The 13839-nt window shown below is 63.5% G+C and carries 12 protein-coding genes; 5 read left to right on the top strand and 7 right to left on the bottom strand.

What is annotated here, in order from left to right:
• Position 1: 1 nt before the first annotated feature.
• The 4 genes from PGX04_RS19040 to PGX04_RS19055 all read right to left on the bottom strand — a co-directional run bounded on the left by PGX04_RS19040 (position 2) and on the right by PGX04_RS19055 (position 3981).
• The gene (locus PGX04_RS19040; protein WP_273739949.1) at positions 2-1210 is read right to left on the bottom strand and encodes a hypothetical protein; all 1209 of its coding nucleotides are present in this window, start codon (positions 1208-1210) and stop codon (positions 2-4) included.
• Positions 1200-1349 (bottom strand): hypothetical protein, encoded by a 150-nt coding sequence (locus PGX04_RS19045; protein WP_273739950.1) that lies wholly within the window; start codon positions 1347-1349, stop codon positions 1200-1202. The genes PGX04_RS19040 and PGX04_RS19045 overlap by 11 nt, the downstream gene beginning before the upstream one ends.
• 210 nt (positions 1350-1559) lie before the next feature.
• Entirely contained in the window at positions 1560-3029 is a 1470-nt protein-coding gene (locus PGX04_RS19050; protein ID WP_273739951.1) for a vWA domain-containing protein, read from the bottom strand.
• Between the two features lie 139 nt (positions 3030-3168).
• On the bottom strand, positions 3169-3981 hold the full coding sequence (locus tag PGX04_RS19055; RefSeq protein ID WP_273739952.1) for a SipW-dependent-type signal peptide-containing protein: 813 nt from the start codon (positions 3979-3981) through the stop codon (positions 3169-3171).
• Between the two features lie 400 nt (positions 3982-4381).
• Here PGX04_RS19055 and PGX04_RS19060 point away from each other — a divergent pair, with 400 nt between their 5' ends.
• The gene (locus PGX04_RS19060; RefSeq protein WP_273739953.1) at positions 4382-4909 is read left to right on the top strand and encodes a DUF7344 domain-containing protein; all 528 of its coding nucleotides are present in this window, start codon (positions 4382-4384) and stop codon (positions 4907-4909) included.
• A gap of 327 nt (positions 4910-5236) precedes the next feature.
• Here the strand turns inward: PGX04_RS19060 and PGX04_RS19065 are convergent, their stop codons facing one another.
• Together PGX04_RS19065 and PGX04_RS19070 are read right to left on the bottom strand one after the other, a co-directional pair.
• A complete protein-coding gene (locus PGX04_RS19065; RefSeq protein WP_273739954.1) occupies positions 5237-5878 on the bottom strand; it encodes a DUF7344 domain-containing protein in 642 nt (213 codons plus the stop codon).
• Positions 5879-6128: 250 nt separating this feature from the next.
• Entirely contained in the window at positions 6129-6950 is an 822-nt protein-coding gene (locus PGX04_RS19070) for a winged helix-turn-helix transcriptional regulator (protein WP_273739955.1), read from the bottom strand.
• A 175-nt stretch (positions 6951-7125) separates the two neighbouring features.
• Here PGX04_RS19070 and PGX04_RS19075 point away from each other — a divergent pair, with 175 nt between their 5' ends.
• Positions 7126-8244, top strand: a complete 1119-nt coding sequence (locus tag PGX04_RS19075) for a hybrid sensor histidine kinase/response regulator (protein ID WP_273739956.1) — start codon at positions 7126-7128, stop codon at positions 8242-8244.
• A gap of 56 nt (positions 8245-8300) precedes the next feature.
• Here the strand turns inward: PGX04_RS19075 and PGX04_RS19080 are convergent, their stop codons facing one another.
• Positions 8301-10025, bottom strand: a complete 1725-nt coding sequence (locus tag PGX04_RS19080) for a histidine kinase N-terminal 7TM domain-containing protein (RefSeq protein ID WP_273739957.1) — start codon at positions 10023-10025, stop codon at positions 8301-8303.
• A gap of 668 nt (positions 10026-10693) precedes the next feature.
• Here PGX04_RS19080 and PGX04_RS19085 point away from each other — a divergent pair.
• From PGX04_RS19085 to PGX04_RS19095, 3 genes are read left to right on the top strand one after another with little or no spacing between them, the layout of a single operon-like run.
• Complete coding sequence (locus PGX04_RS19085) at positions 10694-11764, top strand: glycosyltransferase family 2 protein (protein ID WP_273739958.1); 1071 nt, start codon at positions 10694-10696, stop codon at positions 11762-11764.
• Positions 11757-12878, top strand: a complete 1122-nt coding sequence (locus PGX04_RS19090) for a DUF354 domain-containing protein (RefSeq protein ID WP_273739959.1) — start codon at positions 11757-11759, stop codon at positions 12876-12878. The genes PGX04_RS19085 and PGX04_RS19090 overlap by 8 nt, the downstream gene beginning before the upstream one ends.
• Positions 12878-13762, top strand: coding sequence for a polysaccharide deacetylase family protein (locus PGX04_RS19095; protein WP_273739961.1), 885 nt, complete (start codon positions 12878-12880; stop codon positions 13760-13762). The genes PGX04_RS19090 and PGX04_RS19095 overlap by 1 nt, the downstream gene beginning before the upstream one ends.
• Positions 13763-13839 lie beyond the last annotated feature (77 nt).

Below are 13839 nucleotides of genomic sequence, written 5' to 3' on the forward strand. Positions count from 1 at the left end.
TTCAGTCGCACCTCCCGTCGGCCGCGCAGATCGCGACCGTCGCGTGACTGATCGCATGATAGTCGTTCGGGTCGCTACTCGCTCCGGTCCGGTGTTGGGCGAACAACAGTCCGCCTGACGCATCCGTCAGGACACTCGTCGAGGCGCCGGACGGACCATCGCTCCAGAGTCTGTACGTTTTCGTCCCGGGACCCGGACCCGATCCAGGACCGCCGGCGACGTCGACGCGACAGAGGTTCGGAGCCGACACGCCGTCGTCGGAGACGAGTTCGAACGCCATCGCGACCGTCTCGCTGCTCCCCTTCGATTCGGTGTCCGTCACTCGCAGCTCGTACTCGGCGGTCCCCTCGGTAAACGAGTAGGTGCCCGGTTCGATCGCATTCTTCCCGATCCCGGATGGGCCGCCCGCCTCGAGTTCGAGTTTCCCGATGTCGAGACAGCACGGACACGAATCGGCTGGCGGGCAGCCGGATCCCGGCGAAAACGGCGGGGAGGTCTGCCCGTCGTGGCGACATTGACTACCGATCGCCGCGAGCGAGACGGTCGCCGACTCACCGCCGACGTAGCCCTCGAAGTCCCACTCGAGGCGGAGGCACACCGGCGCGTCCGGCTGCAAGCAGTCCGTATCGTCGGATTCTGGAGCCCCGTCGAGGGCGAGCCCCGTCGTGAGATCCTCGAAGACGTCGCGCATGGATCCGCTCGTCAGGAGCCGAGTCGGCTCACCGGTGTCGCAGTCGGCGAACGAAAGCGTGACCGTCGCGACTTCTCCGAGCGTTCCGAGCGATTCGGGACACGACCCCCGGAGCCAGATCGCCGCCGGGTTGTTCCCCTCGACTGCGGTGTGAGCCACGCGGAGTCGGACGACACCGCTCCGGTGATCGGCGTCGTACTCGATCGGAATCCGGACCGCTCCGTCGCTGTTACCACTGCGCCCCGGCCTGGGCCCCTCGAGGACATCCCAGTGGACCTGCAAGTCGAACGCTCCGGCCTCGAGGTCGATCCCGGCCCGCTCGGTATCGCCCAGGAACTGCTCCGCGGCGACTCCGGTTCCGATTCCGGTCGCTCCGGCAGCGCCGAGTGCGGAAAGAAGTCGTCTGCGGGAAACGAATCCTCGATTTCCGGGATCGTCGTTTTCTCGATCGGTGTCCCCGTCATTCCCCCGATCGTCGGCTCCGTCGGTATCGGAATCGGACGCTCGCTTATCGGTCATGGTTCTCCGTCCCCCGTCCGTCGCGGCGACTACCGACCGCGTTACAGTTGTTCGAGATCGATTCGGATCGTTCCCGTTTCGTCCCGATCGGCAGTAGAGTCGCCTCGTCGGTACTCACGAGCAGCTCGTCGCCGCTCATCGGACCACGTCGTCTCCGCCGTTCGATCGTCTCGTACATGGATCACTTTCCATCGATTCGGTGTCGTTCTCATCGGGTCTCTGGGTACCACTACCCGATATGTATGATTCCTATACCGGTGCGTATACCGAGTAGACCGGGTCGATAACGGAAACAGACCGGCGGGACACCGACCCCAAAGGCCGCTCATCGAGCGGACCTCACCGTCGGTCAATCCGCCGTCGATCCGGCACCGTCGTTGTGTCGGCACTGCTCGCCGTAGAATCCGACATCGAACGCGACCGAATCGGTCTGGACCTCGTTTCCGACGTCGACCGGTAGTTCCCACTCGAGACTGACGCACGTCGTCACGCCCGGTGCGAAGCACGCACGACCCTCGCCGTCGCCGGCCGCGGGTGCGCCCGCCTCGATCTCGTCGTACTCCGTTTCCCGGTCGCCATCGAGCGGGATTCCGAGGTCCGTCTCGAGGAGTCCCATGAGTTCCGCGAGCGTCCCTTCGAAGATGACTCGTTCGCCGGCGATGGCCTGACCGATCTGACTGAAGGCGTCGATCAGTTCGTCGTCGTCCGCAGCGTCGAAGTAGTGGACGTCCCACGGATCGCTCGCCATGGACTGTAACGTCGAGGCGTCCGCCGACCCGAACCCGACGGTGTAGAGTTCGATACCGTCGCTTTTGGCGTCGTCCGCAGCGTCGGCGGGATCGCCGCTCTGGTTGTGTTCTCCGTCGGACATCACGACCATGATCTTGTCGGCTCCGCTGCGAGCGTTCGAGCCGTTGAGCAGTTCGTTTCGGGCCGTCTCCACGCCGTCCACGATATGGGTCTGCCCGCTCGACGACAGGCCGTTGATCGCCGATTGGACGTCGCCGTGGCTGCCGGTCAACTCCTGACCGAGCGACGCGCTGGTCGAGTAACTGATGAGACCGACGTTCGCACTGCTGCCCAGTTCGTCGATGAGTCCGTTCGCCGCGTCCGTCATCGCGCTCATCGATCCGGACATCGATCCGGACCGGTCGAGGACGAGGACGACGTCGATCTCGCCGCCGTCCGCTCCCTCCCAGTCCAGTTCGCAGTCACAGTTCTCGTCGTACCAGACGCGAGTTTCGACGGCGTCGGCGAGGTCGCCTTCGCCCTCGCCGCCGGTATCGTCGACCGCCGATTTCGGTTCGGTCACCCCGTTGTCGTCGTCCGCCACCAGTTCGCCGTTCATCCAGATGTACCCCGGACTGGAACAGAGGTGGAGACTCGTCGACAGGCAGCCGGAGTCTCCGGGTTTGACGTCCTCGAGATGAATCGGTGCGACCTCCTCACCGTTGACCAGCATCTCACGGGCGTCTTCGTCACAGAACCCGTTTGCCTGGACGTACTCGTCCCAGTTCTCGATATCGCCGGTGTCGGGTACCTCGTCGAGGAGGTACGTCCCGGCTTCGCCCTCGAGTTCCATCGCATCGTCGTATCCCATCTCCCGAACGTCCTCCAGACGGCCTGGGCCGCCGTGGTACGTGGTCTTGTAGTCGAGCAGGAGATCGAGCTCTCCCGATGCGAGACTGTTGTTTCCGAACATTTCATCGTCGCTAAAGTACGCGGTCGTGCCGAGGCCGACACCGGCTGATGTGACTCCGATCGCGCCGAGTCCGCCCAGGAGCTGGCGCCGCGACAGACCGTATTTGTCTTCTGTCATGGTTCGTCTCTCCCCGATAGGGGAAGCCCACCGGCGGAGTCGAACCGCCGCAACGGCCGTCATCGGCCAGAGCAGCCTGCCGAGCAGGCGCTCGGTCCGTCACGTGGGTGAAGTGGTGTGTGATTCGGACGCGGTTCGATCAGCTACTGTACGGGTTGTTCGTGCCGTCGTTGTGACGCGACTGCTCCGCGTAGAAGCTGAACTCGAACTCGACCAGGTCGGTCTGGATCTCGTTGCCGACCTCGACCGGAATCTCCCAGTCGACGTACAGGCAGGGATTCTCCGCATCTTCGCCGCCGTCGAACGGTGCTTGTTCCCCCGCTTCGACGCCGTAAGAGCCGTCGCCGTCGAGCAACACGCCGTTCGACGCCGCGGCGAGCACCTCGGTGAGCGTTCCCTCGACGATCGCGTTATCGGCCGGATCATCGCCCTCGTAGTAGAGTGCGACTTCGATGCTGTCCGCGAGTTCGCCGGTTCCGTCCGATTCGCCGGGATCGTTGACGTCCCCGTCGCTCTCGGTCTCGGGTTCCGGTTCCGTGTACCCGTTCTCGTCGTTGGCGGTCAGCTCGCCGTTGAGCCACAGGTACGCGGGGTTGTCGATGATCCGGAAACAGAACTCTGCCCCGCCGCTATCACCAGGCTTGACGTCGTCGAGCGTGAGCGAGACCGCATCGCCCTCCGCGACGTCGTCGCCGTTTTCGTCGACGACCTGTACGTCGCCGTTGATGGTTCCGCTCGTCCCGCCGGAGCCTGCGCTTCCCTGATCGTAGGACAGTTCGTAGTCGACGAGCAAGTCGAGCTCGCCGGCGGTGAGCGTGTTGTCGTCGAACGATTCCTCGTCGCTGAAGTATGCGGTCGTGCCGAGGCCGGCCCCCGCGGATGCGACGCCGATCGCGCCGACGCTACCGAGGAGTTGCCGCCTGGACAGCGAGTGTATCTGTTTGTCCGTCATGGTTGGTTTCCCCGTCCGGTGTCCGCGATCGATTCCGTCGATCCGGTCCGGAGGGGGCGATTTATTCCACATCTGTACACCCCTTATCTATGAGCCGGTTCGATACCACTCAACGAGGGGTTCGAGGCGTTCTATCCCGGGTTCGCCGTCGCGAACGAGCGGTTTGCTCGATCGAATCGGTCGTTATTCCGATTCAGACGGTCCGAACCGGGCGACGACCGACGGCGACGGCTCCGTTTTCGCGCCCGCCGACGGCCGACCGACTCGATGGAGTATACTCGGTATACTCGAGCGCGGGTGCGCAGTCACGACCGGCAACACAGTCCTGTGATCCGGTATATCGCTCATACATACGGATCCCGGATTCACTCTCCCCAATAGCGGGGAGGGATGTCGACAGATGTTATCGAGAACACTCGCAGTTCCGGAACGGGAGATTCATCAGGTGTTGAGCAGCGCGCGCCGTCGCGAGGCGCTCGAGCAACTCAGGGGGGCGGGCGGTTCGATCACGGTGCGCGAACTCTCGGAGCGGGTCGCGTCGGCGGAGTCGGGCACGTCTCCGGCCCCACGAAACGTCCGCGAAAGCGTCTACAACTCGCTCCATCAAACGCACCTCCCACGGCTGGACAAGCTCGGGGTCGTCGAGTACGACGATGATCGAAAGATCGTCACGGCTCGAGACGGGGCGCGTCACATCTCGCTGTACATGGAAGTCGAGACCCCGATCGGCCTCAGCTGGGCCGAATACTACCGGTCGCTCGGCGTCGTCGGTCTCTTCGCCGTCGTCGCGTCCCTGGGGGAGGTGCCCGGCGTGGCGATCGTCGATCCGCTCCTCTGGGGGGTCGCGTTTCTCGTTCTCTTCGGGCTCTCGACGGGCTATCAACTCTGGCAGAAACGCGGGTCGCTACTGCGAGTGCTTCGATCGTAGGCCCCCGCTGAAACACTGGCGCGGCTCTCACCGACGTACCGGTACATCGATTCTCGAGCAACGCAGCCCGTTCCGACGTTAGAGTACCAACTGCAAGGAGTCACATCCGATCGCACAGTCCGCGGTTCTCGCTCACTGTGTTCGCTCACGGCTCGTTTCACTCACCGTTCGCGTCTCGCGGTTCTCGCTCACACTGTTCGCTCCGAACCGCGCATCGCTCCGAACCGCGCTTCGCTCCGAACCGCGCTTCGCTCCGAACCGCGCTCCCGCCGGGCGATCGGGTGTGCAGTGACTTGCAGTGGCTACTAGACGAGCGAGCTTCGTTCGTCACCGCTCTCGATGCGCGTCGACGGCGTGGGCGCTCGAGACGAGTGCGAAGACGGCTGCGACGAGGAACGCGACGGCGAATCCGGCGCGGGAAACGCTCGGTACCACCCCGGACCAGGCGATACCGACACCGACCAGACAGCAGGCCGCGACCGCGAGGGAGACGTTGTTCCACGCGATACCGTCAGCGGCGACCGAGTCGAGATACGTCCCGAACCGATCGGTCGTCTCCGTCCGTTCGATCAGTCCTCTGTCCCTGTCGTACTCGATAATACCCAGACCGTCCATCTTCTCCAGATGCAACTGGTGGAGAGACGTGTACACTCGCTTTCGCTCCTTGTACGTCACGTCCTGAACCGAGGTGTCGTTCTCGCGAGCGGCGACGGAGGCGGCGAGCTCGCGGATCGGAACCGGTTCGGTCCCGTTTTCGTTCAGATACGTGATCGTGTGTCGACGCCGACGATTGGACAGAATTTCGAACACGTCGTCGACTGGCAGTGTCGGCGATCGCTCCGCCGTATGGCTCGATGCCGTCGACGCGTCTCCGCTCGTCTTTCGATCGTCGGTCGTCGACTCGGTTCGGCCCCCCGATTCCCCGTCCTGAGATCGCTCCGTCACTGGCTCGAGATGTGAACGTGCCATTTTCCCATTCCCTCGTGACAGTCACACGAACCGAAGCATACTAAACGCAAGCTAACCAGCCCGTAAGCTCCAAGGTGAGTCCGAAGTAAGTTACTTCGCCGAACATATCGTCCCCGATAGTGTCTCGAAAAACGGAGTGGACGAATCCGGGCCGAGCACAGGTGGAGAGCCACCGGTGAGACGAACCGATACGAGCGAAACGACCATCACGAAAACCGCCGGTCGGTTCGTCCAAGGGGACGATCCCGCGTCACTCGTCGACCGCCGCGTCGAGGGATTCGAGCCGAGAACGAGCCTCGACGTACCGCGGATTCGGTTCGAGCGTCTCTCGGGAGTACACGGACCGAAACAGCGACAGTTTGGCGGTGAGCGACGCCCGTTCACGCTGTTCGTCGGGTTCATCGATCCGCGCTAACTGCGTCTCGATCGCCTCGAGCGCGGTCTCCCGAACGATCGGTTTCCGGAGCACGTCGTCGCACTCGAGCGCGAGGAGATCGAACGTCGGCCGGTCACCGACGAGCGCGATCGTCCGACGGCGGTCGCCGACCGATTCGATCACGTCGTCGGGAGCCGCTCCCGGAAGTCCCAGTTCGAAGACGACGACGGCCGGACCGTCTTCGAGCGCGGATTCGAGCGCTCGTCCGTCGGGCGCGCGCACTACCTCGTACTGGTCGCTCAGCCACTCGCCGTACATGTCCAGAAGCCGCCGGTCACCGTCCGCGATCAGGACCGTCGGCGCGTTCGTCTCGAGGTGGCGCGTCCCCCACTCGGAAAGCGCCTCGAAGATCGGTTCCATCTCTTCTCCAGCGCTCGTGAGCCCGTACTCGACCCGAAGCGGAGACTCGCTGATGACGGTCCGCTCGACCAGATTCGCCTCGACGAGCGTCTCGAGCGTCTCGGAGAGGACCTTCCCCGAGATGTCGGGGATCACGTCCAGGAGATCGTTGAACCCGCTTGGGCCGTGGTGGGTCAGCGCGACGACGACGACCGGATGCCATTTATTCGAGAGCAACGACAGGACGTCGAGTGCCACGCGGGCATCGGCCGAGACATCGACCCGTGGTCGGCCCATACTGCTCGTTTCACCCCTAGCTATAAAATTATTGCCTGAGAAAACAGTCATGAAAATCTACATGGTGTCAGATAATGGTTCGACAACGGCATAGTCGGACATTCGTTACCCGCTTTCGCACACGAGTTTCGATCGCCTCGCGGAGGCTCCCCACTCGAGTCACGCGAACGGGGTTATGACTGCCGGAGACGAACGTGGCGTAGACCTTCTGCTGGTCGAGGATAACCCGGACGACGCCCGGTTCGTCCAGCGGCTGGTGGTCAACTACCAGTCGGAAACCGAACCCCGAGAGACGACGGGCCCGATCGTGATCGACGAACTCGATCACGTCGATCGCCTCGTCGACGGGCTCGAGCGAGTGCAGCAACGGACGCCCGACGCGATCCTCCTCGATCTCATGCTGCCCGACAGCTCGGGGCTCGAGACGGTCGATCGGATGGTCGAGCACGCGCCGGCGGTGCCGATCGTGGTGCTGACCGGGCACGACGAGACCGAAATCGGCGTCGAGGCGATCCAGCGAGGCGCTGAGGAGTATCTGGTCAAGGGATCGATCACCGCGGCGGTGCTGGTTCGCACGCTCCGGTACGCCATCGAACGAAAGCGGAATCAGCGCGAACTCCTCGACCGAAACCATCGGCTCGCACTGTTGAATCGGATCATCAGAACGGACATCCGAAACGACGTGAGTATGATCGTCGGTCGGGGCGACCAGCTTCGGGACCGAATCGACTCGAGCGACGAAACGGCCCTCGAGGCGTTGCTCGACGCGGCCGAGCACCTCGTCGAACTCACGGACACGTCCGCTGGCCTGATGGACGTCCTGTCGCCGGACGATCTGCAACGCGAGCCCCGCGATCTAAACGCGGTACTCGACGCGGCGGTCACGCGAGTCCGACGGGAGTCCGACGTCCCGATCTCGATCGAACGAACCGACGCCGTCGACGACCCGATGACGGTCTACGGCACGCCGATGCTCGAGTCGGCGTTCACGAACCTCCTGTCGACGGTCGTCGATCTCGCACGCCGGGAGTCGTCGGCCGTGAGCGTGCGCGTCGACGCGTCGAACGACCGGGCATCGGTGGCGATCGCCGGCGACGGGGTTCGGATTCCCGACGCTCAGCGGGAACTGCTCGTCGACCCGTCCTCCCGATACGAGGACGGAGCGAGGATGGGGATCGGACTGTATCTCGTCACGACCGTTATCGAGGACGTCGACGGCGAGATCGCGGTCGAAGACACTCACGCCGCCGGAACGACGGTGACGACGACGTTCGAGCGGGTCCGCCGATCGTAGCGAAGCCGACCGCGCACGACCGGTCGCAGGGGCTGGCGGTCCGCGAGTCACCCTCACTACGACTCCAGCGTTCGCGCCCGTTCACCGTCGGGAATCGTGAACGCGATCTCGGTACCCTCCCCGGGTTCCGAATCGATGTCGATCGTCCCGCCGTGTTGTTCGACGATTTTTCTGCAGATCGCGAGCCCCATCCCGGTGCCCGACTCGGGGTCGGTGCCGGACCCCTGCGTGAAGAGATCGAAGACCCGATCGAGTTCCTCCGGTTCGATCCCGCCGCCGTCGTCGCGGACGCGGAACCGCCACCCGTCGCCTCGTCGACTCGCCGTAACGCGAATCTCTGGCGACCCGCTATCGGAGTGCGTCAGTGCGTTCTCCAGTAGATTCTGGAACAGTCGCCGGAGCAGGTGTTCGGCGCCCGAAACGGTCGGCAGATCCCCGACGACGACGGTCGCGTTTCGCTCCTCGATCTCGAACCGGAGCGCCTCATGGACCTCCGAGACGACCCGATCGCAGTCGACCGAGTCGAAGGCTGCCGCCGAAGGTCCGATCCGAGAGTACTGTAACAACCCGGAGATCATCTCCTGCATCCGTCGATTGTTTCGCCGTGCGACCGCGATCAGTTCCTCGCAGTCCTCGTCGGCCGTCTCCTCGAGCGACTCGTCGAGCAGGCGAAGGTAGTCCTCCGTCGTTCGTAGCGGTGCCCGAAGATCGTGGGAAATCGCCCCGGTGAACGCCTCGAGTTCGCGTTCCCGCCGCCGTCGTTCGGTGACGTCTCTGAGGACGAGTACCCATCCGACGACATCGTCGTGTCGTCGGAGCGGTTGGGACCGCACGTTGAGATACTCCGTTCGGCCGGAGTCCGAGGAGACCTCGACCGTCCGACTCGACGGGGTAGTCACGTCGAGCGCCGACAGTTCAGTATCGGCCGGTCGGCCGACGATGGATCCCGACAGTCCGAGCAGCGAGTACGCGGTCTCGTTCGCGTGAACGATTCGCTCGGCCGAGTCGAGAACGAGGACGCCGTCCGGAGAGCGTTCGACGACGGTCGAGTACGCGATCGGCGGGAGATCCAGGAGTTGGTACCTGAACGTCGCGATTCCGAGGGCGATGGACGAAACTGCTGCCGTGGCGGGCACGAGGTTGACACCGTCGTGGTTGAACGGTGGCACGCCGGCCGAGGTGAGGAAACTCGCGGTCATCGGCGTGACGATGGCGATCGCCAGCAGCGCGGCCTGTGGGAGATAGGAACGGCCTAGCCGGACGGCTTCGTGGGCGATAATTCCAAGCGCGAGCAGTGCGAGAGTCAACACGTACACGTAACTGAGGACGACGTATGCAGGGCCGTTTTCCGCCCGCCAGACGATTAACCCGTCGATCTCAATGATCCGCGTTTCGACGATAACGAGATCGTACGGATTCGTAAAGAGGAGCAACAGGAACGCGATCGGCACGACGAACAATCCGACGACGACGCGGCGACGCAGCCAGCCCGTCCGATCGGTGTACGCGAGCGCAAAGAGGAGGAGCAACGGGGCGATCAACTCGCTCCCGACGTACAGCAGTCTATACAGCTGAAACTTCACTTCCGGGGTCGTACTCAGGAGTTTAATCGCCGAAAAGCCGGTCCAGATAGCCACTGCAACGTTCATCGTCCCGAATACGAGAAGCACCGGGTTGTGGCCGTGCCCGCGTCGGCTCCTGATGGCGTACGCCCCCAGACCGAGCGAGACGGCGGTCGCAAACAGGATCGGATAGGCGTAGATCGTGTGCTGCCATCCCATTACATGCTGAAACGTCACTCGAGGAATATATAGGCATAGGTCGGTCACCGTCCGCTGTTCGAACGAGCAAGTGATGAAACGGATTTGGCGGCTCAAACAACGTGGCCCCGGACAGCTTCACCTGCTGTATGGGACGAATAGTAGCTCGTTGTGGGACGGTTACCGTTGATCGGCCGGCGTTTTTCGTCCGTATCGATCCGCAACCAAGAGAGTACCGTGACCGAACGTAATTCCGACTACGAGAAAAGGGACGCAGCTAGCAGTGATCGCTGTCAGCAACGGTACCACCGTCTCAGCGGCGTGGCACGGAACGACGGGCTCGAAATCAGCAGTTCGAATGTTGAAATGAGGTGTTTTATCTGTGTATTATATATATAATATCGAGAACGTCGGTCTCGCTCCGGATCGATGTTACGCAGACTGAACAAACTGTACGAGTGAAATAACGAATACCTGTACTCTGTGACGATAGTGCTGTGTTCGAATCATGGAGAAGGTGACCGACGGTCATCGAGGTTTCTCGTCTGTACTCACAGTCACCGGCCGATTCTCCGGTCAGCGACACGCGAAGGCGGCGGGTCAGGGGGAGCGCGATCGATCGGAGAAGGGGAAGTCGCAGCGACCGAGCACTCTCTTCGGGCGATCGTTTCGAACGGAGTTCGAGATCGATGTATAGGCAGCAGACTATCGGCGTCGTCGTTCCGGCATACAACGAGGAAGGGTTCGTCGGCGAGGTCCTCGAGACGATGCCCGACTACGTCGATCGGATCTACGCCGTCGACGACACGTCGTCCGACGGAACGTGGGACGAGATCCGTCGGACTGCAGAGAAACTGAACGAGGAGGCGCGAGGCGATGACACGCCGCCCGCCACGGTCGACGGGGAGCCGGCGATCCGTGGCGACGAGCCGACGACCGCTGCGACCGACGGCGGGCCGATTTTCGATCGGCGCGTCGTTCCGATCCGTCACGAGACGAACCGCGGCGTCGGCGGCGCGATCAAGACCGGCTACCTCGAGGCGCTCGAAGACAAGATCGACATCACGGCGGTGATGGGCGGCGACGGCCAGATGGACCCCGGCATCCTGCCGCGGTTTCTCGATCCGATCGTCGAGGGCGAGGCGGATTACACGAAGGGCAATCGCCTCCTCCACCAGGAGTACAGACAGGGGATGTCGCGGTGGCGATTCTTCGGAAACTCGATCCTGACCTTCCTCACGAAGATCGCCTCCGGCTACTGGAAGACGATGGATCCCCAGAACGGGTATACGGCCATCTCCTATCACGCGCTCGAGAACGTCGGGGTCGAAGAGATGTACGAGTACTACGGCTACTGTAACGACCTCCTGGTGAAGCTCAACGCCCGCGGGATGCGGGTCGCGGACGTCGCGATGCCGGCCGTCTACGGTGACGAGGAATCGAGTATCAAGTACCCAACATATATCCGGAAAGTATCGGGAATGCTCCTCCGGAACTTCTTCTGGCGACTCAAAACTCGATATCTCGTCCTCGACTTCCATCCGCTCGCCCTGTTCTACCTCTTCGGCGCGTCGATCTGTGGCGTCGCCGTCGCCGGTCTCCTGTGGTCGCTGTACGCCTGGCTGATGCTGGCGTACCCGCTCTTCGTTCGCGGCTCGTTGAGTATCCTCCTGTTTATCACCGGGAGCCTGTTCCTGCTGTTCGCAATGTTGTTCGACATGCAGGTCAACGAGTCCCGAGAGGTCCAGCTCCATGACTGATCGCGACAGCGTCGTAATCACGATCCAGCACCCGGCCCACGTCCACTTCTTCAGGAACGCCGTGGCCATCCTCGAGGGACGCGGCTACGACGTGTCCGTCTACGCGCGCGACAAGGACGTGACCCGCGAACTCCTCGAGGCCTACGGAATCGAGCACGAGGTGCTGGCGGGGACCGCCGACTCACCGCTCGAACTCGCGAAAGTGCAGGCGGTCTACGAGTACCGCATCCTGAAACGCATCCGGCGACTGGATCCCGCCGTCTTGCTCGCGATCGGCGAACCGGCAGTCGCACACGCGTCCTCGTTCGTCGACGGGCACAGCGTGCTGTTTACCGACACCGAACACGCGACCCTGCAGAACGCGCTCGCGTTCCCGTTCGCGGATCTCGTCTGTACGCCGCGAGCGTTTCGAGACGACCTCGAGGCCGCTCAGTACCGTTACGACGGCTACCACGAACTGGCGTACCTCCATCCGGATCGGTTCACGCCCGACCCGACGGTGCTCACCGAGCTCGAGGCGCAGTCGAACGCTCCAGCGGCTGTCCCGAAGGCCGCCCCCGGGGCCGTCCCGGATGCCGGTTCGGAGACCGCAACTGATGGCGCTGGCGACGACTCGCTTGTCGTCCTCCGTCTGGTATCGTGGAACGCCGCCCACGACTTCGGACGGCAGGGCATGGGCGGAATCGAGCACCTCGTTACCGAACTCGAGGACGCCGGCGCGACCGTCCTCGTGTCGGCCGAAGGCGACCTGCCGCCCGCGGTGGCAGACCGGCGGTTCGACCTGCCGGCGGAACGGATGCACGATCTGCTCGCCTACGCCGATCTGTTCCTGGGCGAGAGCGCGACGATGGCCATCGAGAGCGCCGTCCTCGGAACGCCCTCGCTGTACGTGTCGGATCTCGATGCGGGCGTTCTCGAGGAACTCGAGACACGGTACGGATTGCTGCAGCGACGCTCGCAGGAAACCGGCCCGGACGCGATCGCCGACGCCGCTCGGGGGCTACTGGCTACCGACGCATCGACGTGGGAGCGCCGCCGACAGCGACTCCTCGAGGAGACCGTCGACACCACGTCGTTCGTCGTCGACACCGTCGAGCGGGTGACCGGTCGATGATGGCGGCGCAATCGTTCGACAGCGGCGACTACGAGTTCGCGCTCTGTCTGACCCACGACGTCGATCGGGTGTACAAGACGTTTCAGTCGCCGTACTACGCCGTCACCGAACGCGATCCGTCCCACTTGCGATCGCTCGTGACCGACGAGCGACCGTACTGGCAGTTCGAGGAGGTCATGGCGCTCGAAGACGAGCTCGACGTCCGGTCGGCGTGGTACTTCCTCAACGAGAAACGTATCTGGGAGCAGCCGCCGTCCGACTGGCTCGATCCCCGCAGCTGGATGCTGTACACCGGCCGCTACGACGTGAGGGATCCGGAAATCGTCGATGCCATCCGGACGCTCGACGACGGCGGCTGGGAGGTCGGCCTGCACGGCTCCTACGACTCGTACGACGACCGCGAACGGCTTCGAGACGAGAAGGACGCGCTCGAGGACGTCCTCGGGCATTCGATTCGCGGGGGGAGACAGCACTATCTCAACACGATCGAGCCCGACACGTGGGAGCACCACCGATCGATCGGGTTGCGCTACGACGCCAGCTACAGAGCGAGCCCGACGTACGGGTTCGACGGCCAGTACGACGTCGTCCGCCCGTTCGACGACGACTTCGTCGTGTTCCCGCTCACGATAATGGAGATCGATCTGCGCTCGAACACGCCCTCGCTCGATGCGGCGTGGCGCGAGTGTCGTCGACTGCTCTCGGTGGCCCGCGAACACGACGCGGTCATGACCGTCCTCTGGCACCCGCGATACTTCAACGCCGACGAGTTCGAGGGGTACCGAACGCTCTACGAACGGACGATTCGAGAAGCGAAGGCGATGGGCGCCTGGGTCGGGCCGCCCGGCGAGTGTTACGAGCAGTTCGTGGCGGCGACGCCGTGATGGGCAGTGTTACTAAATCGAAGTGGTGGGCAGTGTCAAGCAATCGCAGTAGCGGGCCGAGGGGCCGCCCGACGGAT

It is taken from the genome of Natrinema soli (assembly GCF_028618695.1).